At 73.5% G+C, this 23,724-nt stretch carries 19 protein-coding genes and 1 tRNA gene; 6 read left to right on the forward strand and 14 right to left on the reverse strand.

The window, feature by feature from the left end; translation table 11 throughout:
- The first annotated feature begins 156 nt into the window (after window positions 1–156).
- Window positions 157–3,489 carry a hybrid sensor histidine kinase/response regulator gene (locus OIE69_RS20115; RefSeq protein WP_326573418.1) on the forward strand — a complete coding sequence of 1,111 codons (3,333 nt, stop codon included), beginning with the start codon at window positions 157–159 and terminating at the stop codon, window positions 3,487–3,489.
- Window positions 3,490–3,554: 65 nt separating this feature from the next.
- Here the strand turns inward: OIE69_RS20115 and OIE69_RS20120 are convergent, their stop codons facing one another.
- The 7 genes from OIE69_RS20120 to OIE69_RS20150 all read right to left on the reverse strand — a co-directional run bounded on the left by OIE69_RS20120 (window position 3,555) and on the right by OIE69_RS20150 (window position 10,100).
- Complete coding sequence (locus OIE69_RS20120; protein ID WP_326573420.1) at window positions 3,555–5,204, reverse strand: long-chain fatty acid--CoA ligase; 1,650 nt, start codon at window positions 5,202–5,204, stop codon at window positions 3,555–3,557.
- A 78-nt stretch (window positions 5,205–5,282) separates the two neighbouring features.
- Window positions 5,283–5,807, reverse strand: a complete 525-nt coding sequence (locus tag OIE69_RS20125) for a SigE family RNA polymerase sigma factor (RefSeq protein WP_326573422.1) — start codon at window positions 5,805–5,807, stop codon at window positions 5,283–5,285.
- A gap of 172 nt (window positions 5,808–5,979) precedes the next feature.
- A complete protein-coding gene (locus OIE69_RS20130) occupies window positions 5,980–6,990 on the reverse strand; it encodes a DUF1906 domain-containing protein (protein WP_326573424.1) in 1,011 nt (336 codons plus the stop codon).
- 109 nt (window positions 6,991–7,099) lie between these two features.
- Entirely contained in the window at window positions 7,100–8,290 is a 1,191-nt protein-coding gene (locus tag OIE69_RS20135) for a lipid-transfer protein (protein ID WP_326573426.1), read from the reverse strand.
- Window positions 8,287–8,688, reverse strand: a complete 402-nt coding sequence (locus OIE69_RS20140; RefSeq protein WP_326573428.1) for a MaoC/PaaZ C-terminal domain-containing protein — start codon at window positions 8,686–8,688, stop codon at window positions 8,287–8,289. Before OIE69_RS20140 ends, OIE69_RS20135 begins: the two co-directional genes overlap by 4 nt.
- 1 nt (window position 8,689) lies before the next feature.
- Window positions 8,690–9,592, reverse strand: coding sequence for a Zn-ribbon domain-containing OB-fold protein (locus tag OIE69_RS20145; RefSeq protein WP_326573430.1), 903 nt, complete (start codon window positions 9,590–9,592; stop codon window positions 8,690–8,692).
- Window positions 9,593–9,794: 202 nt separating this feature from the next.
- Window positions 9,795–10,100 (reverse strand): hypothetical protein, encoded by a 306-nt coding sequence (locus OIE69_RS20150; RefSeq protein ID WP_089225358.1) that lies wholly within the window; start codon window positions 10,098–10,100, stop codon window positions 9,795–9,797.
- A 459-nt stretch (window positions 10,101–10,559) separates the two neighbouring features.
- On the opposite strand from OIE69_RS20150, the gene OIE69_RS20155 reads away from it, so the two are divergent.
- Window positions 10,560–12,044 (forward strand): multicopper oxidase family protein, encoded by a 1,485-nt coding sequence (locus tag OIE69_RS20155; protein WP_326573433.1) that lies wholly within the window; start codon window positions 10,560–10,562, stop codon window positions 12,042–12,044.
- A 43-nt stretch (window positions 12,045–12,087) separates the two neighbouring features.
- Here the strand turns inward: OIE69_RS20155 and pip are convergent, their stop codons facing one another.
- The 5 genes from pip to OIE69_RS20180 all read right to left on the reverse strand — a co-directional run bounded on the left by pip (window position 12,088) and on the right by OIE69_RS20180 (window position 17,382).
- Window positions 12,088–13,050, reverse strand: coding sequence for a prolyl aminopeptidase (gene pip, locus OIE69_RS20160; RefSeq protein WP_326573435.1), 963 nt, complete (start codon window positions 13,048–13,050; stop codon window positions 12,088–12,090).
- Window positions 13,051–13,126: 76 nt separating this feature from the next.
- Complete coding sequence (locus OIE69_RS20165) at window positions 13,127–14,494, reverse strand: FtsK/SpoIIIE domain-containing protein (RefSeq protein ID WP_326573438.1); 1,368 nt, start codon at window positions 14,492–14,494, stop codon at window positions 13,127–13,129.
- A gap of 236 nt (window positions 14,495–14,730) precedes the next feature.
- Complete coding sequence (locus OIE69_RS20170) at window positions 14,731–15,021, reverse strand: hypothetical protein (protein WP_326573440.1); 291 nt, start codon at window positions 15,019–15,021, stop codon at window positions 14,731–14,733.
- Window positions 15,022–15,705: 684 nt separating this feature from the next.
- Window positions 15,706–15,792 (reverse strand) — tRNA-Ser (locus OIE69_RS20175).
- Between the two features lie 60 nt (window positions 15,793–15,852).
- Window positions 15,853–17,382, reverse strand: coding sequence for a S1C family serine protease (locus OIE69_RS20180; RefSeq protein WP_326573442.1), 1,530 nt, complete (start codon window positions 17,380–17,382; stop codon window positions 15,853–15,855).
- 154 nt (window positions 17,383–17,536) lie between these two features.
- On the opposite strand from OIE69_RS20180, the gene OIE69_RS20185 reads away from it, so the two are divergent.
- The 3 genes from OIE69_RS20185 (at window position 17,537) to OIE69_RS20195 (ending at window position 20,174) form a co-directional block, all read left to right on the forward strand.
- Window positions 17,537–18,412, forward strand: a complete 876-nt coding sequence (locus OIE69_RS20185) for a glycerophosphodiester phosphodiesterase (protein WP_326573444.1) — start codon at window positions 17,537–17,539, stop codon at window positions 18,410–18,412.
- A gap of 158 nt (window positions 18,413–18,570) precedes the next feature.
- The gene (locus OIE69_RS20190; RefSeq protein ID WP_326573446.1) at window positions 18,571–19,092 is read left to right on the forward strand and encodes an ATP-binding protein; all 522 of its coding nucleotides are present in this window, start codon (window positions 18,571–18,573) and stop codon (window positions 19,090–19,092) included.
- Between the two features lie 110 nt (window positions 19,093–19,202).
- Entirely contained in the window at window positions 19,203–20,174 is a 972-nt protein-coding gene (locus OIE69_RS20195) for a DUF5926 family protein (RefSeq protein WP_089225367.1), read from the forward strand.
- A gap of 201 nt (window positions 20,175–20,375) precedes the next feature.
- On the opposite strand, the gene OIE69_RS20200 is transcribed toward OIE69_RS20195, so the two are convergent.
- Both OIE69_RS20200 and OIE69_RS20205 read right to left on the reverse strand, forming a co-directional pair.
- Complete coding sequence (locus OIE69_RS20200; protein WP_326573449.1) at window positions 20,376–20,906, reverse strand: hypothetical protein; 531 nt, start codon at window positions 20,904–20,906, stop codon at window positions 20,376–20,378.
- 146 nt (window positions 20,907–21,052) lie between these two features.
- Window positions 21,053–21,706 carry a bifunctional DNA primase/polymerase gene (locus tag OIE69_RS20205; protein WP_326573451.1) on the reverse strand — a complete coding sequence of 218 codons (654 nt, stop codon included), beginning with the start codon at window positions 21,704–21,706 and terminating at the stop codon, window positions 21,053–21,055.
- 591 nt (window positions 21,707–22,297) lie between these two features.
- On the opposite strand from OIE69_RS20205, the gene OIE69_RS20210 reads away from it, so the two are divergent.
- Window positions 22,298–23,689, forward strand: coding sequence for a PP2C family protein-serine/threonine phosphatase (locus tag OIE69_RS20210; RefSeq protein ID WP_326573453.1), 1,392 nt, complete (start codon window positions 22,298–22,300; stop codon window positions 23,687–23,689).
- The last annotated feature ends 35 nt before the right edge of the window (window positions 23,690–23,724 follow it).

The following is a 23,724-nucleotide window of genomic DNA, read 5'->3' on the forward strand; positions in this document are numbered from 1 at the left end:
GACATGGGTATCCGGAGCCTCGCCGCCAACCTCTGCCCGTACACTCGCTCTAGTGACATGCCCCCCGGTCGGCGGCAAGATGGGCCAGCACCGGTGGAAGCCCCTTCGCGGGTGGTGGCGCGGCGGCAAGTGCGGTTTTCAGGGAGGACGCGTCTCGTGAGCAGCAGGCCATCCCGAGGCGCTGCTCGCCTCGCGGCAATACTCGACGCGCTCCCCGACGCCCTGCTGCTGGTGAACGCCAACGGGACCGTCGTCAACGCCAATTCCATCGCCCTGGAGACCTTCGAGTCACCGGGCACCGCCCTCGTGGGCCGCGGGCTGCTCGACCTCCTGCCGGCGTTCGACGCGCGTCGCATCCCCGGTTCGATGCGCCGCCCCGACGACGACGTGGGCCGCACCAAGCCGACCCGGATGATCGCCCGGCGGACCGACGGCAGTGAAATTCCGGTGGAGGTCACGAGCGCGAACCTCGACGACGCCCGCACACCCTTCGCCGAGACCTACAGCTACACCGGCGACGAGCTTCTGATGCTGGTCGTCCGGGACCTCACCGGGACGCTGGACACCGAGGCCGAACTCGCCCGCCAGCAGCGCCAGACCGAGATGATCCTGCGCGCCGCCAGCGAGGGCGTGATCGGCGTCGACACCGACGGCAAGATCGTCCTGGTCAACCCCTCGGCCGCGCAGATCCTGGGCTTCCGGGCCACCGACCTCGGCGGGCAGGAGCTGCACCCGCTGGTGCACCACTCCCGTCCGGACGGAAGCCCGCTCCCGGCCGAGGAGACACCGCTCTCCGAGACGCTGCGCTCCGGGCTGAAGCACCGGGTCCGCGGCCAGGTGCTGTGGCGCAAGGACGGGCGCTCGGTGCCGGTCGACCTGATCACGGCGCCGGTACGGGAGGGCGAGCAGCTGGTCGGCGCGGTGATGACCTTCACCGACCGCACGCGCTCCGACGCGCTCGCCGCGCGCAACGCGCAACTGCAGTCGCTGCTCGGCGACGCCCTGCGCGGACCGCTGGACGAACTGCGGGCCGAGCTCGCCGGGCTGGCCAACGACCCGGCCGGGCAGCTGTGGCCGGAGGCCAACCAGATCCTGCACCATCTGACCGCGGGCTACGCGCGGATCACCACGCTCATCGACAGCGTCCTGTCCTTCCAGCGGCTCGACCGCGGCGAGGAGAAGCTGCAGCGCGAGACGACCTCGATGGACAAGGTCGTGGCGTCCGGCGTCGAGGCCGCGGTCGAGCTGATCGGTCCCGGGCGGGCCCAGTACGCGGTGCACGCCCCGCCGATCGAGGCGACGGTGGACGCCGAGCGGATGTCCCAAGCGCTGTCCCACCTGATCGCGGACGTGGCGGGTGTCGACGCGGCCGGCAACATGCCGGTCGTGGTCGGCGGCGTCGACTCCACGATCGTGGTCGCGGCGGCGCAGCGCGGCGACTCCGTCCGCATCGAGGTGCGCGGCCCGCACGCGGGCGACAACCCGGTGCACGTGCCGGTCGCGCGCGGCATCGTCGAGAAGCACGGCGGCGTGCTCCAGACGCACGAGGTGCCCGGCCAGGGCAGCGCGTACGTGATGGAGGTGCCGGTCGGCAAGGGCGGGGCGAAGACGGCGGTCAAGGAGCCCCGGCGCGAGTCGGAGACGACCGTCATGCCGGTGCCGGCCGAGCCGGTTCGCGGTACCGGCCGCGCCGCTCTGCCGCAGGCGCCGTCCCCGTCCCCGTCCCCGGCGGCGGCGCCGGCGCCGTTGGCCGTCCCGGCCCCGCCGGCGCCGCAGCAGGCCGTGCCGATGGCGGCCGCGGCGCCGGTCCCCGGTGCCGCGCTCGCGCTGCCCGCCGCGCCGACCACCGACGCACCGACCCCCACCGGACGGCGCCGTGCCCTGCGGCGACCCGAGGAGCCGCAGCCCCAGGCGCAGCCCGCCCTCCCCCCGGTCCCCACCGAGGCGGAGGAGCAGCCCACCGGCCGCAGGGCCCGCCGCGGCGGGCCGCAGGAGCCGCAGGCGGGGCTGGTGCCCGCGCTGCCGGAGGCGCCGGCGCCCGAGCAGAGCGCCCCGGGCAACGGACGCCGTGCGCGCCGGGCCACCGTCGCGGAGGCCCCGGCCGCGCCGGAACTCCCCGCGCTGCCGGCCGCCCCCTCCGCCCCGGCCCCTTCCGTCCCCGCCACCCCGGCGACCGAGTGGCCGGAGGCCCAGGGTTCGGCCCGCCGTCCGCGCGGCGTCGTGGAGAGCACCCCGCGCCCGTCGGCGATCGTCGACCCGCGACGGCTCCCCCCGCCCACCCCGGCGCCGCAGCCGGAACCCCTGGCCATCGAGCCGCCGATGATCCCCGAGCAGACGCAGCGCAGCCCGGAACCGCAGCCCGTGGCGCAGCCCCAACCGGTCGCGCAGCCGCAGCCCATGGTCCCGCCCCAGGCACTGCCGCCCGCACCGCCGCAACCGCAGCCGCAGCCCGAGGCGCAGGCCTCGCAGAACGACGGCGGTACGCAGGGCCGGGCGATCAGCGTGCGGACCCTCGGACAGGGCGTCGCCTTCGCCCAGCAGATCAACGAGCAGATCGCCCAGCCGTCGAGCGGCTCCGGGCGGCGCCGCAAGCTGGCCACCCCCGCGGAGCCCGAGCCCGCGCAGCCCGCCGCGCCCGCGGCCGTCAACGGCACGGAGACCCCCGGCCGGGCGTACGCCATAGGCGCTCCCACGGAGGACACCGAGGGCCCCGAGCCGCTCGACGGTCCCAACGGCGCCGTCGACGTCACGGAGGAGAACTCCCACGAGCCCGGGGCCGTCCTGGACGAGCCGCGCCGCCTGCTGGTCTGGCCGGAGCCGGACGTCGCCACCCGCCAGGCGCTGACCGATCGCGGCTACCGTCCGGTCGTCGTCCGCTCGCGCGAGGAGGTCGACGCGCAGGTCGCCGAGCCGCCCGCCGCGCTCTTCGTGGACCCGCTCACCGGGCCCATCACCCGGACCGCCCTGCAGTCGCTGCGTCAGGCGGCGGCGCAGGCCGAGGTGCCGGTGCTCGTCACGGCCGGCCTCGGCCAGGCGACCCGCGAGGCCGCGTACGGGGCCGACCCCGCCGTGCTCCTCAAGGCGCTGGCGCCGCGGGACAGCGAGCAGCACCCGCCACGGGTGCTGCTGATCGAGGCCCACACGCCGATCGCGCAGGCCTTCACCGCGACGCTGGAGCGGCGCGGGATGCACGTCGCGCACGCCCAGTCCGAGGCGGACGCGATGACGCTCGCCGCGCAGGTGCACCCGAATCTCGTGGTGATGGATCTGATGCTCATCCGCCGCAGGCGGCAGGGGATCGTCGACTGGCTGCGCACGAACGGCCGGCTGGAACGCACGCCGATGGTCGTCTACACGGCGGGGGACATCAACCCGGCGGAACTGCCGCGGCTGGCGTCCGGCGAGACGGTGCTCTTCCTCGCGGAGCGCTCGACCAGCACGGACGTCCAGGGACGCATCGTCGACATGCTCGGCAAGATCGGCTCGTAGGCGCACGCCGGGCCCCGGGGGTGCGCCCCCCGGGGCCCGGCGTCCACGTGCCGCGTGCCGCGTCGTCAGACGAGCTTGGTGACGTCCAGCTCTCCCGCCGCGTACTGGCGGCGGATCACCTTCTTGTCGAACTTGCCGACCGAGGTCTTCGGCACCGCCGGGATGACGGCCCACCGCTCGGGCAGCTGCCAGCGGGCGACGCTCTCGCCGAGGAAGGTCCGCAGCTCCTCGTAGCCGACCGCGCTGCCGTCCTTGAGGACGACCGTGGCGAGCGGCCGTTCGCCCCAGCGCTCGTCGGGTACGGCCACCACCGCGGCCTCGGCGACGGCCGGGTGGGCCATGATGGCGTTCTCCAGCTCGACGGAGGAGATCCACTCGCCGCCCGACTTGATGACGTCCTTGGCGCGGTCGGTCAGCGTCAGGTAGCCGTCGTGGGTGATGGTGCCGACGTCCCCGGTGCGCAGCCAGCCGTCGGGGCTGAACTTGTCCTCGGGGCGCAGCGCCTCGGCGTCGGCGCCGCCGTAGTAGGCCGCGGCGATCCACGGCCCGCGGACCTCCAGTTCACCCGCGGACTCGCCGTCCCACGGCAGTACCTCGCCGGACGGGCCGACCAGCCGGGCCTCCACGGAGGCGGGGAAGCGGCCCTGGGTGATCCGGTACGGCCACTGCTCCTCCTCGGTGAGACCGGCCGGCGGGTGGGCCATGGTGCCCAGAGGAGAGGTCTCGGTCATGCCCCAGGCGTGGAGGAGCCGGACGCCGAGCTTGTCGTACGCCTCCATCAGGGAGGGCGGGCAGGCGGAGCCGCCGATGGTGACGTGGCCCATGCTGCCGATGTCGCGCGGCTTGGCGGCGAGTTCGGCGAGCAGGCCCTGCCAGATGGTGGGGACGGCGGCGGCGTGCGTGGGACGCTCGGCCTCGATCATCTCGGCGAGCGGGCCGGGCTGCAGGAAGCGGTCCGGCATCAGCATGTTGATGCCGGTCATGAAGGTGGCGTGCGGCAGGCCCCAGGCGTTGACGTGGAACTGGGGTACGACGACCAGCGTGGTGTCGCTGTCGGTCAGGCCCATCGACTCGGCCATGTTGACCTGCAGGGAGTGCAGGTAGATCGAACGGTGCGAGAACAGCACGCCCTTGGGGTCGCCGGTGGTGCCGGAGGTGTAGCACATGGCGGCCGCGGAACGCTCGTCCAGCTCGGGCCAGTCGTAGCGGTCCGGGCGGCCCTCGATGAGGGACTCGTAGGCGTGCAGGGCGGGCGGGCAGCCCTCCAGCGGCGAGGTGTCGCCGGGGCCGACGACCACGATGTGCTCGACGGACTCCATCGCCGGCAGCAGCGGCGCAAGCAGCGGGATGAGAGTGCCGTTCACCAGGATCACGCGGTCGGCGGCGTGGTTGGCGATGAAGACCAGTTGCTCGGCGGGGAGCCGGAGGTTGAGCGTGTGGAGGATCGCGCCCATGGAGGGGATCGCGAAGTACGCCTCCACGTGTTCGGCGTTGTTCCACATCAGGGTCGCGACACGGTCGTCCGGCCCTACGCCGAGCTCGTCTCGGAGCGCGTGCGCCAGCCGGGCGGCGCGGGCACCGATCTCGGCGAACGAGCGGCGCTGCGGCTCGCCTTCGCCCGTCCAGGTCGTGACCTGCGACCGGCCGTGCACCGTCGAACCGTGGGTCAGGATCCGGGACACCAGCAGGGGAACGTCCTGCATTGTGCTCAGCACCGGGCGCCTCCTCGTTGAAGCGGCTACGCGTGGGTGGGTGGGTGCTGAGATTCTGCTGGCATACCAAGCGGTATGTCACTACCCCGGGCGCAATTCGGGGTCCTCCCGGAGTTTGCCCAGGGCCCGCGACACCGCGCTCTTGACCGTGCCCACCGAGACCCCGAGCGCCTCGGCGGTCTGCACCTCGCTCATGTCCTCGTAGTACCTGAGGACGACCATCGCCCGCTGGCGGACGGGCAGCCGGGCGATCGCGCGCAGCAGCGCGTCGCGCTGGGCCTGCTGCTCGGCCGCGTCGGGGCCCGCGACGGAGTGGCCGTACGGCTCGGGGACCTCGTCGGTGGCGTACTCCTCGACCCGGCGCCTGCGCCACTGCGAGGTGCGGGTGTTGACCAGCGTGCGGCGCACGTAGCCGTCCAGCGCCCGGTGGTCGTCTATCCGGTCCCATGCCAGGTAGGTCTTGGTCAGGGCGGTCTGCAACAGGTCCTCGGCGTCGCAGGGATTGGCGGTGAGCGAGCGCGCGGTCCGCAGCAGCGCCGGGCCCTTGGCCCGGACATATCGGGTGAACTGGGCCTGCGAGGCGCTTGTGCACACGGGCGTGGTCATGGCTCCACGCTAGGAGCCGGTCCGCGTGCGGGGGATCCGCCGCAGGTGCCGAAGCGGGGTCACCCTGAAGTCGTAGGGCGGGGGCCCGCCCCACCTCCGGAGGGCTGAGGCCGCACCCGCCGCCCCTACGGGTCACCCCGCAGGGACGCCGCCCTCACGGCCGCCCGCCGCGTCATCCGACGACGGCCACCGGCCCGTCCAGCCGGTTGCGGTCGATCGCCAGCCGCCGGCCGCCGTGCTTCTCGCGCACGCTGCCCGAGTACTGGTGGATGCGGCCGTGCGGATGCCAGGCGTCCCGGTCGAGCACCGGTTCGCTGCGTACCGCCGGTTTCCCCTGCCAGCGGGCGAACCAGACGGCGCGCGGCAGGTCGCCGTAGCCCTCCCGGCGGGCCCGCTCGATGTGCCGGATGCCCGACTCCGAACTGCTGTAGAGGCCCGGCAGGTAGCCGGCGTCGTCGACCTCGCGGTCCCAGGCCCGGATGAAGTCGAGGGTCTGGTCGGCGCAGCGGGACCGCTTGGCGTTGTACGCCTCCATGTCGAGGTAGAGCGCGCTGCCCGGCTCGAAGCCGAGGGCGGCGGCCCTGCGCACGGCGTCCCAGCCCTCGCTCGCGCCCTGGCCCCAGGGGTCGTCGGTGCTCATCCGGTGGTTGCGCAGGTGCCTGCCGCGCACGCAGGGCGACTGCGAGCCCACGTAGATCGGCAGGATGCGCCAGCCCATCCGGTGCACCGAGCGCACCCAGTTGCGGTTGAGGTGGCGCTGGGTGCTGCAGGCGCGGGCGCGGCCGCCGTAGTAGACGCCGACGGCGCGGTACTTGGAGCGCAGCCAGGCGCGCATCGTGGACAGCGGAGGCGTGCGGCAGGTGTCGAAGCCGTGGCCGCGGTAGACCCGGGCCGGGCCGCCCCCGGAGGGGGCGCGCTCGTCGCCGCCGAGGCCGTAGGGGAGGTCCAGGCCGTCGAGGAGGCCTGTGTCGGCGAATCCGTACGGGCCGTCGTCACCGCCGTCGCCGGGCGCCCGGTGCGTCCGCGCCGAGGCGGGTGTGGAAGCCGTCACCGAGGCGGGCTTGGCGACCGGCCCCGCGGGACGCGGTACGACGGCCTCGGCCGCGGTGGGCCCGGCCAGGAGGCAGGCAAGCACCATCGCCACGATCGCCCCGTGTCGGATGATCGGCTTGTGTTCGCGCATGGGTCGAGTGAACGCGGGCGGCTACCCGCCGGCAGGGGAGCCACGCCCCGCTGTCAGCCGTACGCAGCAACGCCCGGCCCCGGATGGGCCGCCGGGCGCCGGGACCCGCTCAGTCCGCCGCGCCGAGCAGCAGTCCGGAGGTCGGCACCCCCGTACCGGCCGTGACGAGGACGTGGGCCGCGCCGGGGACCTGGTTGACGCCGGTGCCGCGCAACTGCCGCACCGCTTCCGCGATGCCGTTCATGCCGTGCAGGTACGCCTCGCCGAGCTGGCCGCCATGGGTGTTGACGGGCAGCCTCCCGCCCAGTTCCAGTCCGCCGTCGGCGGCGAAGGCGGCCGCCTCGCCCCGCCCGCAGAACCCGTACTCCTCCAGCTGCATCAGGACGAAAGGGGTGAAGTGGTCGTAGAGCACGGCGGTGTCGACGTCCTTCGGTCCGAGACCGGAGGTGCGCCACAGCTGGCGGGCCACGACCCCCGACTCGGGCAGCCCGCACAGATCCCGGTCCGGCCGGTAGTAGCCGGTCATCTGCTCCTGGCCGCGCCCCGCGCCCTGCGCCGCCGCCCTGACCACCGCAGGCGGGTGCCGCAGGTCGCGGGCGCGTTCGGCGGAGGTGACGACCAGGGCCTGGCCGCCGTCGGTCTCCTGGCAGCAGTCGAGCAGGCGCAGCGGTTCGACGATCCACCGCGAGGCGGCGTGGTCGGCCAGGGTGATGGGCCGGCCGTGGAAGTACGCGGCCGGGTTGGTCGCGGCGTGCCGGCGCCCGGCGACGGCGACATGGCCGAAAACCTCTGGTTCGAGCCTGTATGTGTGGAGATAGCGCTCTGCCGACATGGCGACCCAGGACGCGGGGGTGAGCAGTCCGGACGGCAGGTTGACGCCGAGCGCCGCGCCCTCCGCAGAGGGTTCGCGCTGCTGGACGCCGGAGCCGAAGCGGCGGCCCGAGCGCTCGTTGAAGGCCCGATAGCAGACGACCACGTCCGCGACGCCGGTCGCGACGGCCATCGCGGCCTGCTGCACGGTGGCGCAGGCGGCCCCGCCTCCGTAGTGGACGCGGGAGAAGAAGCCGAGTTCGCCGACGCCGGCCGCCTGGGCGACGGTGATCTCCGGGCTGGTGTCCATCGTGAAGGTGACCATGCCGTCGACGTCGGCCGGCGTCAGCCCGGCGTCCTCGATCGCCGCCCGCACGGCCTCCACGGCCAGTTTCAGCTCGCTGCGCCCGGAGTCCTTGGAGAACTCCGTGGCGCCGATCCCCGCGATCGCGGCCCGGCCGCCCAGGCCGTCGCGCCGTCGTACGCTCATCCGCCGCCCGCCTCCACCACCGCGGTGCCCGTGACGTGCCGCCCCTGCCGCAGCGCGCCGATGACCTCCACGGTCGCCTCCGTACCGCGCACGGCGGTGACGCTCCCGGTGAACACCAGCTCGTCGCCCGGATGCGCCGGCGCCCCCAGCCGCACCCGCAGCGAGCGGAGCACCGCGGAGGGGCCGAAGTGCCCGGCGAGGTAGCGGCCGACGAGCCCGCCGGTGGTGAGGATGTTCAGGAAGACGTCCGGCGAGCCCTTGGCCCGTGCCGCGTCGGGGTCATGGTGGACGTCCTGGAAGTCGCGGGTGGCGATCGCCCCGGCGACGACCAGCGTCCGCGTCACGGGGATCCGCAACTCCGGCAGGACCTCGCCCGTCCGCACCCCCGGTCCGGTCATCTCACACCTCCGCGCGGAAGACGGGCACGGCCGGCTCCCCGTCGGCGCGCCGGAACTCGAGCGCCACCGGCATGCCGATGCGCACCTTCTCGTACGGCACGCCGACCACGCCGCCCAGGAGGCGGACGCCTTCGGCGAGTTCGACCAGGGCGACCGCGTACGGGGGGTCGAAGGCGGGGAACGGCGGGTGGTGGACGACGACACGGCTGAAGACGGTGCCGCGCCCGCAGGCCGGTAGCGTGTCCCAGGCGTCGGAGCCGCAGCTGTTGCAGCCCGGGAGCCACGGCAGCCTCAGGGTGCCGCAGGAGGAGCAGCGTTGGATGAGCAACTCGTGCCGCTCGACGCCCTCCCAGTACGCGGCGTTGTCGCGGTTGACGACCGGGCGGGGCCGCCGCGGCCGCTCGCCCGGCGCCCGCGCGGGGGCGTACTTGAGGATGCGGAAGCGGTGGCGGCCGGCGAGTTCGCCGTCCGCGCGGACGTCCATCCGCGTGGTGACGAAGTGGCCGCTGCCGAGCCGGGTGGTCTTGCGCGGCGACACGGACTCGATCACCGCGTCGAAGGTGATCCGCTCGCCGGGGCGCAGCGGCCGCAGGTACTCCTGCTCGCAGTCGGTGGCGACGACCGCGGTGCAGCCCGCCCCGTCGAGCAGCGCGAGGAGTTCGTCGTAGGCGCCGGCGCGGGAGCCGCCCCCGGCGGTGTCCGGGTGGCCGGAGAGCCCGCGCATGGTCCACACCTGGAGCATGGGGGCGGGTGCCGTGCCGTCCGCCGGGACGGGGTGGCCCAGCGCCTCGCACCAGTGCCTGATCATGGGCGTGTTGACGGGGTCCCCGCCCTCGCCCGCGACGGCGGCGGGGCGCCCTTCATACGTCGCCAGCCGCTCGTAAAGGTCGTCGTCGGTCGTCATGGCCGCCGTCACCGCCCCAGTTTCTGACTGATCGTCAGATTGACGAGGGAGTGGCACCACTGTCAAGACGTCCGGACCGGAAGAGGTTGTCCACAGGCTGTGGACAACGCCGGACATGACTGCGCGACGGCAGTGAGGATGCCGTCGCGCAGTCGACCCTTTCAGCCCCCCGGCCCGCCACCCCGGCGGCGGGCCGGCCCGCTCACCACATGGGCCCGAAGTGGATGTTCAGCGTCGGCTGGTTGATGGTGGTGAAGGCCGAACCGACCACGCTGGCCGTGCTGTTCTGGTTTGAGGCCCCCGCCCCGGTCGCCGCCTGCTGCGTGGTCGTCACCGTCCCGAAGTTGTCGCGGCCCACGTTGCCGCCGCTGTTGCTCACCACGGTCGCGTTGGAGGTGCCACCCGCCACGGCGCCGTTGTCGGCCACCGCCGTGCCGGCGAACAGCGCCGCCGCCAACGGCAGTGCGGCCAGGGCGGCCATGACTCGGGCGGTACGGATGCTTGCCATGTGTTTCCCTCCGAGGAGTGGATACGAGGTGCGCGGTGCGGTTGGCCGACCGCTCCGCCGGCTCTGCGACGTCGCCGCAACCAGAGTTGCCCAGCGCCACGGCGGACAAGCCGGACCTTGATCCCTTTCGCTCGCAAGCGTGACGATCTGTCGACAAACCTCCACAACCGCCCTGTCGGGCCCGCCCGCCCGCGTCCCGGGTGCCGCAACCCGGCCCCCACGGGCGCGGAATCGTTACGGCACGACTTTCGGCCAATCTCGGCGCCCGGCCCTCCGCGGACCGGCCGCCGCCCGAGGTGCCACCGTGCTGCCGTTCGAGCGGATGCCGCCCCTCAGTGGTGCGTGGCGCACCGGAAGGCGGCCGTCCGCTTCCTACGCTCCGGCTGACGGACCCCGCCGCCCGTCGCGCCCCGCGCCCGGACGTCCCCGCCCGGCCGCACCGCTTCCCTGGGGAGAGATGTGACCCGGTCCCGTACCCGATCCCCGCTGGCCCGGCTGGTCGCCCTGCTGCTCCTGGCCGCGGCCTGGCTCGCCGGCTGCGCGGGGCACGCCCCGTCCGGGCACCCCCACGCCACGCCGCCGTCCGCCCCACAGGACCGGCAGGCACCCCCGGCGGGTCCCGGCCCACGGCTGCAGGACCCCCCGGAACTGGTCAGCCGCGACGGCGTCCTCAAGGCCGCCATCGTGGTCGAACGCCGCAAGGTGCAGGTCGGCGGCCACCGGCTGTACGCCCTCACCTACAACGGTATGTACATGCCGCCGACGCTGCGCGTCCGGCCCGGCGACCGCATCGACCTCACCATGACCAACCGGGTGCGGGAGGACACCAACGTCCATGTGCACGGGCTCCACGTGTCCCCGCGCAGCCCCGCCGACGACATCTTCGTCGCCATCAGGTACGGCAGGAGCCACCACTACACCTACCGGCTGCCGGGCACCGTCACGCCCGGCACCTACTGGTACCACTCGCACGCCGACATGATGTCCGCCGCCCAGGTCGCGGGCGGGGAGTCGGGCGTCATCGTGGTGGACGGCCTGCGGCGGTACCTGCCCCCGGCCCTGCGCGGGATCACCGAACACGTCGTCGCGCTCAAGGACTTCCAGATCCACGGGGACGCGATCAAGACCCACGGGCTGAAGATCGGGGCGCGCACCAACCGCACCGTCAACGGGCAGCAGAACCCGGTGATCTCCCTGCGGCCCGGCGAGACCCAGCTGTGGCGGCTGGCCAACATCGGCGCCAACATCTACTACCGGCTGCACCTGAAGGGCGGCCGCTTCCACGTGATCGCCCAGGACGGCTACCCGGTCCGGCGGGTCTACGCGGCGGACACGCTGGTCATCGCCGCCGGCGCGCGCTTCGACGTCCTGGTGCAGGCCGGCGGCCGGCCCGGCACCACCACCCTGGAGACCCTCGCCTACGACACCGGCAAGGCCGGCAACCGGTTCCCCCGCACCGACCTGGCCACCGTCGTGACCGGCGGCACCGCGATGGCCCCGGCGCGGATCCCGACGGACTTCGCGCCCAACGAGGACCTGGCGCAGGCCGTGATCGCGGACCGCAAGACGGTGGTGTTCACCGAGAACGCGGCGGGCGACGTCTTCTACGTCAACGGCCGCACCTACGCGCCGAACCGGGTGGACTTCACCTCCGTCCTCGGCACCGTCGAGGAGTGGACCGTCCGCAACGACTCCGACGAGGAGCACTCCTTCCACGTCCACACCAACCAGTTCCAGCTGATGAGCACGAACGGGAAGGCGAGCGACCCGGACCACCGCTGGTTCGACACGGTCAACGTGCCCACCCGCGGCAACGTCGTCATCCGCGTCCCCTTCACCGACTTCACCGGACGCACGGTGCTGCACTGCCACATCCTCAACCACGAGGACATGGGGATGATGGCGATCCTCGACATCGTCCCGCCCCGCGACCGCGGCAAGTGACCGTGCGGGAGGGGGCGGTACGACCGCGCCCTCCCGCGCACGGTCAGCGCGTGCCGAAGCGCCGCGCCGCCGCCACGACCGCCTCCCCCATGGCGGGGCTGCCCGTGTGACCGGAATCGTCGATCACCTGGAGCTCCGCCCCGGGCCACGCCTTCGCCAGCTCCCACGCGGTCGTCAGCGGGCTGCCCAGGTCCAGCCGCCCGTGGATCAGTACCCCAGGGATGCCCGCGAGGCGGTGCGCGTCCCGCAGCAACTGCCCCTCCTCCAGCCAGGCGCCGTTGGCGAAGTAGTGCGCGCAGATCCGCACGAAGGCGACCAGGTCGTCGTCCGGCCGGTCGCCGTAGGCCCCCGGCTTGCCGTTGGTCTCGTGGGCGATGACCGCGTTCTCCCAGGTGATCCAGTCGCGTACGGCCCGCTCCCGCACCGCGGGGTCCGGGCTGCCGAGCAGCCGGTCGTACGCGGCCGGGAGGTTCCCGTCCCGCTCCCCGGGCGGCACCCCGTCCCGGAACGCCTCCCACGGGCCCGGCACCAGCCGGGCCACGCCCCGGTAGAGCCAGTCGATCTCCTCCCGCCGGGTCGTGGTGACCCCGACGACCACGATCTCCGACACCCGCTCCGGGTACCGCTGCGCGTACGCCAGGATCAGCGTCGATCCCCACGAGCCGCCGTACAGCATCCACCGCTCGACACCCAGGTGTTCGCGCAACCGCTCCATGTCGGCGATCAGGTGCTCGGTGGTGTTGTGCTCGAGCGACACCGCCGGGTCCGAGGCGTGCGGCAGGCTCTGCCCGGACCCCCGCTGGTCGAAGAGCACGATCCGGTACACCTGCGGATCGAAGGTCTTCCTGCTGCCCCGCTTCCCCCCGGAGCCCGGGCCCCCGTGCACGCACAGGACCGGCTTGCCCTCCGGGTTGCCACTGGTCTCCCAGAAGACGCGCTGCCCGTCCCCGACGTCGAGCAGCCCCGACGCGTACGGCTCGATCAGCGGAAATCCCGCTGCTGCCATCACGATCCCCTCCTCCGCTCCGGCGAACGACCCCGCGAGGCTAGCCGTTCACGCGCCACGCCGCGGGACCCCGGCGTCACTCGGGGCCCGAGCGGGGCCGGGGGAAGGGCCCGGGCTCCGCCGGTCCGTCCTCCTCGCCCCGGGCGGAGGGACGGTGGCGGTCCAGGGCCGGCAGGTCGGGCACCAGGTGGGCGTGGGCCCGGCAGACGGCCGCGGTCTCGGCGATCGACACCAGCGGGGTACGGATGTGGGACCAGCCTCCGGAGGAGTCGCCCGCCACCGCGACGCCCACCCGGTCCCGCGCGATGGCGGTCGCGGCGGTCGTCGCCTCGGACGAGATGTCGCCCAGACCCACCTCGGCGGTCTGCTTGTTGACGCGGTGCACGACGCGCCCGGAGAGCTGGGACCGGAGCGTGGCGGCGCCCTTGCCGAGCTCGACCCCGAAGCGCTGCCCGCAGATCTCCAGGTAGATGCCGACCGCGCGGGCCCGCTGGGCCAGCCGGATCAGGTTCGCCACCATCCGGTCCCGGCGTTCCTCGTCCTTCTTCGTCGTACTGAGGAAGAGTTCGGCGATCTCGTCGACCAGCACCACGACGGGCACCGGCCGCACGTACGCGGGCAGCCCCCAGATGTCGGAGGCCACCTCCTCGTCCGGGCTGTCCAGCGCCGTGCGCTGGCACTCCTTGATCAGCGCGAAGCGGTGCTCCATCTCCCCCACCAGCGCGTCCAGCAGCTCCGCCGCCTGCTCCCGGTCCGTCGCCAGGGCCGACAGCCGTGCCGCGTACGGGATCTGCTCCACCCCGCCCTTGCAGTCGATCCCCACCAGGGCCACCGGCAGCCTGGCCAGATTCATGATCAGGTTGCGCTGGTAGACCGACTTGCCCGACTGGTTCGCCCCGAGGGTGAGCGCGTGCGGGATCTCCCGGTAGTTGCGCACAAACGCCGTCCCGTCGTCCCGCAGCGCCACCGGCACCACCATCGGACCGGACGGCAGGCGGCGCGGCATCCGTACGTCGCGGAGCACGTCGTAGCCGGTCATCCGCAACTCCACCACCCCGGGCCCGAGCTCGACCACGTGCACCGCGTGCACGCCCCACGCGTGGCGCAGGCGGCTGGACGCGGCGGTCACGTCGGCCGGCTCCAGCCCGCCCGGCAGCCGCAGCCGCACCCGCAGGCCGGTCAGCGAGCCGCCCAGCCGGCGGATCCTCGGCGGCACCGGCCGCGCCTCCCGGCGCCCCACCGCCCACCCCGCCAGCGCCCGCGCCCGCGACGGCGGTACGGCCAGCCCGCAGGCCACCATCGTGGAACCGTAGGTCGACAGGAACCGCCCCCAGACCAGCGGCAGCCCGAACAGCAGCCAGAACGCGACCGGGAACCGTTGACGGCCGTAGGCCAGGCCACCGGCCGTGGCCAGCAGCAGACCCAGGAGCGCGACACCCGTCATGGTGATCAGCCCTTGCCGTTCGGGACGGCGGCCGGCACCGGCGCAGTGACCGCCCGCGGCGCGCGAGCAGATCCCATGCCCGGTTTGACCGTTAAGCGTATTCTTCCAGCCGCGACCCTCCCGCCCGGTCACCGACACCGGGTTCCGCCCCCGCCTTCCGGCAAGCGGTCACCACATCCGGTGGGTGCCCCACGCCCCACGTGCGCCCGCCCGGTCGGAGGTCTCACACCTGCCGGTCACCGGGCGTCAACGTGCGGCACCTGCGATGGACGGCGCTCACGCAGGGCGGTGTAGAGCCCATGTCCGAAGTACAGCAGAGCAAGCGCGCTCAAGGCGACGAGCCCGGGCGCGATGGCCTCCGGGCGCATGCTCTGCACCATCCGTCCCGCACGGGTCCATGCGCGAGCCTCAGACTCGTACTCCATCGCGATCAACCACCACACGGCCGAGACCATGCAGGTCAGGGAGAGCGACAACCCGGACCAGTGGGCGACCCACCACCGCCTCGTGCGCGTGCCAGCCAACATGCCACCGTCTCCTCGACGAACGAACCGAGCCGGGCGAGCCTATGTTCGACAAGTGATCTGTGTGAAGCTCGGGGGCGCACCGCATCGGCACAGCACATCACCAAGTGCGGCTCGTGTTCCCTGCTCTGACCGCGGTCGGTGCCGTCGCGCACGAAGAAGGGGCGCCCCCGTGTCTTGGGGCACCCCTTCCGTTCAGCGCCTCGGATGTGAACCCCCACGGCCACATCGCTGCCAACGGTTCTCCATACCTTCCACCCGGCGTGTAGGCGACCGATAAGGCCCCCTTCACCCACCGCGCCTGTCGCGTTCTCGCTCCCTGCGCCGGAGTTCACGCCGCTGCTTCCCAGGCGATACGGCGGCAAGCGGATGCACTGCGCTGCCCTGCCGGCGGCCGTCCGACAGCGCAACGTGGATCCGGTCGGGCCGATCGGCTTCGCCGGACGGCTAGAGCGTCAACGCCAGCGCTTGCCGGTCGGGCAAGGCCGCGGCCAAGTCGCGGTTGACCGCGTCGAGTGCGCCCTCGATTCGTGGCCACTCGCCGGGCTCGACACGTATCACTGAGGCCGGCTGACGCCTCGAGGCCGCCGTGCCCCCGGCGTGCCCGATCAGACGCGGAACCACGAAGAAGGGGCGCCCCCGTGTCTTGGGGCACCCCTTCTGTCCAGCGCCTTCGCCGGCCTAATGCGGAGAGTGTGGGATTTGAACCCACGGTGACATCGCTGCCACGACGGTTTTCAAGACCGTTCCCTTAGGCCGCTCGGGCAACTCTCCCCGCGCCGCGGAGTCCGGGTGGTGGGCCGGGCGGCGCGGGGGACAGCCTAACGGGTCGGCTCAGCTGGTGCTGTCGCCCTTGCGTTCGCCGAGGGTGACGGTCGCGGTGCGGGTCTGGCCGCCACGGGTGTACGTGAGGTCGACCTTCTCGCCGGGCTGGTGCTGCCAGATCTCGCCGATGAGGGTGGGGCTGGAGTCGACGACCGTGTCGTCGAACTTGGTGATCACGTCTCCGGCACGCAGGCCCGCCTGGTCGGCGGGGCCACCGGCGGTGACGGCGTCGGCGCCGGTGGCGATCTTGGCGCCCTCGCCGTTGTAGCCGGAGTCCACGTGGACGCCGATGACGGCGTAGACGGGCTCGCCGGTCTTGATCAGGGTCTCGGCGACGCGGCGGGCCTGGTCGATGGGGATGGCGAAGCCCAGGCCCACGCTGCCGGACTGAACGGCGCCGTCGTTCCCGCCGGTGGACTGGATGGCGGAGTTGATGCCGATGACCGCGCCCTGGGAGTTGAGGAGGGGGCCGCCGGAGTTGCCGGGGTTGATCGAGGCGTCGGTCTGTATGGCGCTCATGTAGGAGGCGTTGGAACCCTCGCCGTCGCTGGAGGCGATGGGACGGTGCAACGCGCTGACGATGCCGGTGGTGACGGTGCCGGAGAGCCCGAAGGGGGCGCCGATGGCGATGGTGGAGTCGCCGACGGCCACCTTGTCGGAGTCGCCGAGGGCGAGCGGGGTGAGCTTGTCGGGGGTGACCCCCTTGAGCTTGATGACGGCGACGTCGTAACCCTGGGCGCGGCCGACGACCTCGGCCTCGTACTTCTTGCCGTCGGAGAACGTGGCGGTGAGCTTGCCGCCGTCGGCGGCCGGGGCGACGACGTGGTTGTTGGTGAGGATGTGGCCTTCCTTGTCGTAGACGAAGCCGGTGCCGGTGCCGCTCTCCTGGCGGCCGGTGGCCTCGATCGTGACGACGCTGGGGAGGGCCTGCTTGGCGATGCCCGCGACCGAGTCGGCCGCGCGGCTGAGGTCCTTGGGGTTGCCGACCGAGGAGACGGTGGTCGAGGCGTTGTCGTTGCGGTCCGCGGCCCAGAAGCCGACGCCGCCGCCGATGCCGCCCGCGACGAGCGCGGCGACCAGCACGGCGGCGACCAGGCCGCCGGTGCCACGCTTCTTGGGCGCCGGGGCGGCCGGCACCGGCGTACCCCAGACCGGACCCGCGGGACCGGACGGGCCCGTGGGGCCGAAGGGACCGGCGGGACCGGCGGGACCGGCGGGGCCGCCGTACGGCTGGGTGGGCGGCGGCGCGACCGGCGGCAGGGGCGCGGTGTGCACCTCGGCGGGCGGTGCCGCGGGGGCGGCCGGGGGAGCGGCGTCGGGCGCCTGGGACACCGGGGGCGCCGTGGACTGCGGCGCCGCGGGGGCCGGGGGAGCCTCCGCGGCCGCGGGGGCGGCCGGGCCCGGGGACGACGCCTGCGCCTGGGCCGGGGGAGCGGCGGGGGGCGCGGGAGGCGCAGCGGGAGCGGCGGACACAGCGTCAGCGGGCGGCTGCGTCGGCAGCGCCGCCGGGACCGGGCCGACCTCGTTCTCGGTGCTCACGGCTGTTCTCCTCGGATATGCGTTGTATGCCGTGCGTACGGTTACGGCTACGGTACGTACGACGACCGTCGTGATGGACACAGCTTTTCCCACCGGGTGTCAGGCCGCCGTAAGCAGCGGCCGTTCCCGGTCCGGCGGATGGCACGATAGCCCGGTGACCGATCTCCGCGCGATCCAGGTCGTGGCTCACCGGGGAGCGTCCGAGGACGCCCCGGAGCACACGCTCGCCGCCTACCGGAAGGCCATCGAGGACGGCGCGGACGCCCTGGAGTGCGACGTACGCCTCACCGCCGACGGCACGCTGGTCTGCGTGCACGACCGCCGGGTGAACCGCACCTCCAACGGCCGGGGCGCGGTCTCCGCGCTGGAGCTGGCCGACCTCAGGACACTGGACTTCGGCAGCTGGAAGGCGGAGCCGGGCACCGGACGCGCCGCCGGGACGCGGCGGCGGCCGTCCGCGGAGCTGCGCTCCCTCCTCGACGCGGACGCCGAGGCCCCCGACCGCTTCGACGGCGACCCGGACGAGCTCAGCCGCGTCCTGACCCTGGAGCGGCTGCTGGAACTGGTCGCGGACACCGGCCGCCGGGTGGAGCTGGCGATCGAGACCAAGCACCCCACGCGCTGGGCGGGCCAGGTGGAGGAGCGGCTGGTGGAGCTGCTGGACCGGTTCGGGATGCTGTGGCCCGAGCCGGGCGAGCCGTCCCGGGTCCGCGTCATGAGCTTCTCCTCGCGTTCCCTGCGCCGGATCCGGATGGCCTCGCGCGATCTGCCGACCGTCTTCCTGATGCAGTACGTACTGCCCCGGCACCGTGACGGACGGCTGCCGGCCGGGGTGGGGATCGCCGGTCCGGGCATCCGCATCCTGCGCGCCAACCCGGGCTACGTGGAGCGACTGCACGAGGCCGGGCACCGGGTGCACGTGTGGACGGTGAACGAACCCGAGGACGTCGAACTCTGCGTACGGCTGGGCGTCGACGCCGTCATCACCAACCGTCCGCGGCAGGTACTGACCCAACTCGGGCGCTGCTGAAGGGAATAGGGGCGATCGCCCGTCCCGGGCGGTGTGCACCGGCGCGTTCGGAACCTGTCCGATCGTTGTGTGTGCCCCAAGAGATCGCAGTTGGCCGGTTTCCGGCCCAGAACCAGAGGGCATCCATCCCGTGGCGTGGGGTGAAGGAGGTCTCGGGGGTGGCGTTGGTGGTGGCCCAGGAGGTGCCGACGTCCTCGACCATGGCCTTGCCTCATGGTCCGGCGGGCGTGGCCGAGGCGCGGCGCAGGCTGCGCAAGGAATTGTGCGCGCACGGGGTCGCGGACCCGGCCGTCGACGACGCGGTGCTCATTCTGTCGGAACTGCTCAGCAACTCCTGCCGGCACGCCCGGCCGCTGGGCGAGGACGCGCCGTCCTCGGGCGGCAGCGGCATCAGGGCCACCTGGCGGATCGACGAGGACGGCCTGCTGACGGTGGAGGTCACCGACGGCGGCGGACCGACCCGCCCGCTCCCGGCCAGTCCCTCGCTCACCGCCCGCGGCGGCCGCGGGCTGGGCATCGTACGGAACCTGTCGCTGCGCTGGGGCGTGCGCGACGCCCCAGGCGAGGTCACGGTGTGGGCGATGCTCGCGGTGCGCAGCCGGCACGCGCGACGCGACGACCTCGTGCCCCAACTCGACATCCCGATCGACTTCGCGGACCCCTTCGACGACCTTCCGTAGGCCCCGGCGGGCAGTTGCCCGGCCCGCACGGGCGCGACCTCCGATGAGGGCGGACGGCGTGGCGCTAGGCTCACGGCCGGAACACCGCCGTTACCGGGAGAGATCGAGCCATGGCGAAGAAGCGCCCGACGAAGACGAAGGCCCCCGCCCGTCCGCAGATCACCGACGGGGAGATCCCCGCGGTCGGTGCCCGGGAGCCCTGCCCGTGCGGCTCGGGGCGGCGTTACAAGGCGTGCCACGGCCGTGAGGCGGCACACGCGGTGACGGAGCTGGTGCGGCGTCCGTTCGAGGGCCTGCCGGGCGAGTGCGACTGGGTGGCGCTGCGCGAGCTGGTGCCCGCCGCCACGGCCGAGTTGACGCTCAGGGACCCGCTGCCCGAGGGCGTGCCGTCCGTCACGCTGGCGACCGTGCTGCCGATGGCCTGGCCGGGCCTGCGCCGCGACACCGGCGCGGTGCTGCTGGGGCTGCAGAACGACACCGCCTCCGGGGACATCAGCCGGGACCTGGCCGACACCCTGCTCCGCTCGCTGCAGGCCGAGCCGGGCAACCCGGTGGGCGGCGAGCGCCCGGCGCCCGACGGTCCGCGGCTGCAGGATCTGCTGGACCTGGGCGCCGCGTTCGAGCCCGTGGTGCACACGGGCTTCGAGTTCTGGCTGGAGCACGCGGAGTCCGCCACCGGTGAGGTCGCCGCCTCGCTGGAGCGGGCGAACGCGGCCGTGATCCCGACCGTGCGGCTGACCGGGGTCGACGCGGCGTACTGGTGCGAGACCCCGGAGAAGAACCACCTGCGCTGGGTCATGCCGCACCCCGAGGAGCAGTTGCTCGACGCGCTGGCCCGGCTGCACGCCGCGGGTGCCTCGTCGCTGGGCGAGGACACGCGGCTGGTGGGCTCGTTCCGGGCGCACGGGCTGGTCGTCCCGGTGTGGGACCTGCCGACGGGCGTCTCGGCGGACGAGGTCGAGAAGCCGGCGGCGGCCTTCGGCGAGCGGCTGGCCGAGGCGCTGGAGCGGACGGCCCCGCTGACGGCGGAGGAGCGGCGGGCGCGCAGCGGTTTCACCAACCGGCAGATCACCCTGAGCTGACCGGTCTCCCGCGCCGGCAGCCGCAGTTCGGGCCATGGACCCACCGGGTGATCCTGGTCACAGCCGCTGCCGGCCGGGCCCGGAACCCGGGCCTGATCCCGTACCCCGGATTTGCGTACGGGCGAAGTCTTGTTACCGTTTGAACAGTCCGGTCGCTGGTGCATCCCCCGTCGCCAGCGACCGGACGTTTCCATGTCCGGGTCAGTGCGCGGATCCGCTGCGCAGCAGCGGATGTTCCCCATCCCGCTCGGCGATCTCCGCCACGGCCGTGTACGGCTCCGCCGCCCCCGCCACCGTCGGCTCGTGAGGCGTCTCGCAGCTCCCGCTTCCCCGGTCCGCGGTGATGGCGCACCGCACCTGCACCGTGCGGCCGTCGGGCCCCATGAGGGTCAGCACGCCGTCCAGGGGCCGGCCCGTGGTGTTGCTGTAGTACGTGCGCGCCCAGGTGTCGCCGTCCTCGCCGATGGTGCAGGTCTGCGCTTCCAGGCCCTGCGGTGAGGTGAGTTGGGGACCGCAGGATGCGGTCTGGCGTTCGGATCCGGCCAGCTTCGGCAGGCTGTCGAAGACACCGGAGTCGCTTGACAGCGGCTTGCCGTCGGTGATGGCCGCCGTCACGTCCACGGGCACGGCGGGGAGGACGGGCCCGGCGGTGGCGCCGGTCAGGGGCAGCATCGCGGCGACCGCCGCGACCGTGGCGAGGGCGGCCATCCGCAGGTTCGGCGCACGCATCATGCACAGAACATAGCGGGAGAAACGGACATGGAACGGGGGTCGTTGCCCGTTCCCCGGGCAACGGCCCCCGCTCTTACCCGAACGAGTGACGGCCGACCGCGGCTACGGCCGTCACACCTTCTCCGAGCCCCGGCACGGGGCACCGGTCAGTACGAGAGCCGGCTGCCGTCCGGCGCCGTGCGCCCCGCCTGCACCAGGGTGTCGACGACCACCCGCACACTGGGCAGCCACGGTGCCCGGTCGCCCGGGTCCACCACCGGCTGCCGGACCCAGCGCGCCCCCGCGGTACCGCCGGATCCGACCGGGGAAGGCGGCAGGAGCAGGTAGCCGCCCTCGCCGTGGTACCGCAGCGAGGTCGGGACCCATTCGTGGCGGTCGAGCAACTCGCCCAGTTCCTCCAGGGAGTACGGCTCCACCAGTACCGCGAGGCGCGTGGGGGTGGCCACGACCGGGCCGGTGCGCACCCCCAGCTTGTCGAAGACACCCAGCGCCCGTGCCCCCGCGACGGCCGGCAGGCTCACCGCCGAGACCCGGTCGCCCGTGGCGAGCACGAGCGGCTGGTCCGGCCGCCGCGTCCACCACCAGCGGACCATCCGCGGATCGCGGGTCGCCGCGAGGAGGCCCGGATCGTGCGGATGCGCGCCCGGCACCGGACAGTCGGGACGCAGACAGGCGCATCCGCCGCCCGCGTCCGTACCGGCTCCGGGTACCACGGGCCAGTGCCACCGTTCGGCGCATGTGAGCGCCGCACGCAGCAGCTCGGGACTGCTCTTGCGTCGCTTTCCGAGGATCTCGCGCATGTGCGCTCGTTCCTTTCCGTTAGCGCTCAGGGATCTGCCCATGACACAACGTAATCTGGAACACACCGCTTACGAGGCAGCGCATCACGTCTCGAGCCGAGCGTGGAACCTGGCGGGGGGTGGCGCACACTGGCGCTTGTTCGTCCTGCGGAGTGCTGGGAACTGCTGCGTGTGCTTGCGTTTGCTGCTCTGTGCGGTCCCGCCGGCCGTGCAACAACCCCGCCACGGGGAGGGAGGGTCGACCGTCTCCATCTACGACGCCCTGGCAGGGCGCCGGGTTCCTGAGGCCGCCAACTCCCATCCCGTACGTACCCACTGCGACGGATATGACGCGCTGTCGAACCCCTTCAGTCGACAACTAATTGTGGCACGCGGTGCCCTTTTTCGGCCATAGTCCTGCATCTCCTCGGACTCGCCGACACCAGCCCGTCTACCTGCGCAATCCTGGACACACCCACGAGTAGGCGGTAGAAGGGAATCCCTTGACAGCGGCGCAGCACGAGCTTGGGGGTTTGCAATGCTATTGACGGAAATGCGCTGCTCTGCGGAGGCGTCGCCGCGCCACGACGAAGAGCGTGAAAGCCGGCGGCCATGAGCGCGGCGCGCCTACCGAAAGTGGCCGGAATCGACCCACCCATTCCGGCACCGGCGCACACTGCCTCCCCCACGGTCGAACAGCAATGCCCTCCGGGTGACCCGAACGCGCATTCCGGGACGCCGGATCCGGCCGAGCGGCTCGCGGCCGCCCAGGACAGGCTGGCCTCCTGGGTCTCCGATCTCACCACCCTGCACGAGCTCACCGAGCGGCTGGCCGGCACTGCGACGCTGCAGGACGCGCTGCGAGAACTGCTGCGCGCCGGCGGCACCTTGGTCGGCGCCCGGCGCGGTCTGGCCGCCGTCTCCCCCGTCGACCGGCTGGGTCCGGCCACCGTCGTCGGCCTCGGTCTCGGACCGGCCGAACTCGGCGTGCTGGAGACCGTCCCGCTGCCCGCGGCACCCGGGGCGGTGCCCGCGGAGGAGATCCACACCGACCTGTGCCGCGAGCCCGGGATCGGCCGGCGCCACCGCGAGGTCGCCCTGCGCCTCGGCTTCGGCGCCAGCTACGGCCTGCGCCTGTCCGCCGAGTCCACCGGCCGGCTGGGCTCGGCCCTGTGGTTCTACGACGAACCCGCCGAGCCCGCCGAGCGCCGGCGCCACCTCATCGGCCTGTACTGCCGCTACGCCGCCGAGCATCTCGCCCGGCTGCTCGAGCTCGACCGAAGCCGCGCCACCGTCGCCACGCTCCGCGAGGAGCTGCTGCCGACCCGCCTGCCGCGGGTCCCCGGGGTCCGGCTGGCGGTGCGGCACCGCCCGGCCGCCGGGGGCGGCGGCGACTGGTACGACGCCCTCCCGCTGCCCGAGGGGGCGCTGGGGCTGTCGGTCGGCGGGGTGAGCGGCGGCGGCATGAGCGCGGTCGCCGCGATGGGACGGCTGCGGGCCTCACTGCGGGCTTACGCGGTGATGGAGGGCGAGGACCCGGTCGCGGTCCTGTCCGACCTGGAGCTGCTGCTGCGGCTGACCGAGCCCGCCCGGTCGGCGACGGCGCTGTTCGCGTACGCCGAGCCGGCCTCCCGGAAGGTCGTGGTCGCCGGCGCCGGGCACTGCCCCCCGCTGGTCGTCGGCGCGCACCGGGTCGAGTACGTGGAGACCTCGCTGTCCGCGCCGCTGGGCATGCTCAGCTGCTGGGAGGCGCCCAGCGTCGAGTTCCGGGCGCTGGCCGGCGAGACCCTGCTGCTCTACACCGACGGCCTGCTGCACCGCACCGGCGATCCCGTCGACCGTGCCTTCGCCCGGCTGCACGCGGCCGCGGCGTCCGCCCCGCGGACCGCCCGGGACGACCCGGCGCAGCTGGTGGAGCACGTCCTGCACACCATGCTCCCCGACGACCACGAGGACCCCCACCCGACCGAGGACGTCGTCCTGCTCGCCGCCCGCTTCGACTGAGCCCCGACGGGGACCGCCGTCGGCCGCCGTCCACG

It is taken from the genome of Actinacidiphila glaucinigra (genome assembly GCF_035918135.1).
In the GTDB taxonomy this organism is placed as follows: domain Bacteria; phylum Actinomycetota; class Actinomycetes; order Streptomycetales; family Streptomycetaceae; genus Actinacidiphila; species Actinacidiphila glaucinigra.

What these genes read in the sequence shown, in the direction of transcription:
- OIE69_RS20200 (WP_326573449.1), bottom strand. Translation starts at nt 20,906, where the DNA reads ATGATGCGTGCGCCGAACCTGCGGATGGCCGCCCTCGCCACGGTCGCG.
- OIE69_RS20145 (WP_326573430.1), bottom strand. Translation starts at nt 9,592, where the DNA reads ATGACGACCGACGACGACCTTTACGAGCGGCTGGCGACGTATGAAGGG.
- OIE69_RS20205 (WP_326573451.1), bottom strand. Translation starts at nt 21,706, where the DNA reads ATGCGCGAGATCCTCGGAAAGCGACGCAAGAGCAGTCCCGAGCTGCTG.
- OIE69_RS20150 (WP_089225358.1), bottom strand. Translation starts at nt 10,100, where the DNA reads ATGGCAAGCATCCGTACCGCCCGAGTCATGGCCGCCCTGGCCGCACTG.
- OIE69_RS20130 (WP_326573424.1), bottom strand. Translation starts at nt 6,990, where the DNA reads ATGCGCGAACACAAGCCGATCATCCGACACGGGGCGATCGTGGCGATG.
- OIE69_RS20125 (WP_326573422.1), bottom strand. Translation starts at nt 5,807, where the DNA reads ATGACCACGCCCGTGTGCACAAGCGCCTCGCAGGCCCAGTTCACCCGA.
- OIE69_RS20195 (WP_089225367.1), top strand. Translation starts at nt 19,203, where the DNA reads ATGGCGAAGAAGCGCCCGACGAAGACGAAGGCCCCCGCCCGTCCGCAG.
- OIE69_RS20140 (WP_326573428.1), bottom strand. Translation starts at nt 8,688, where the DNA reads ATGACCGGACCGGGGGTGCGGACGGGCGAGGTCCTGCCGGAGTTGCGG.
- OIE69_RS20165 (WP_326573438.1), bottom strand. Translation starts at nt 14,494, where the DNA reads ATGACGGGTGTCGCGCTCCTGGGTCTGCTGCTGGCCACGGCCGGTGGC.
- OIE69_RS20210 (WP_326573453.1), top strand. Translation starts at nt 22,298, where the DNA reads ATGAGCGCGGCGCGCCTACCGAAAGTGGCCGGAATCGACCCACCCATT.
- OIE69_RS20170 (WP_326573440.1), bottom strand. Translation starts at nt 15,021, where the DNA reads ATGTTGGCTGGCACGCGCACGAGGCGGTGGTGGGTCGCCCACTGGTCC.
- OIE69_RS20135 (WP_326573426.1), bottom strand. Translation starts at nt 8,290, where the DNA reads ATGAGCGTACGACGGCGCGACGGCCTGGGCGGCCGGGCCGCGATCGCG.
- pip (WP_326573435.1), bottom strand. Translation starts at nt 13,050, where the DNA reads ATGGCAGCAGCGGGATTTCCGCTGATCGAGCCGTACGCGTCGGGGCTG.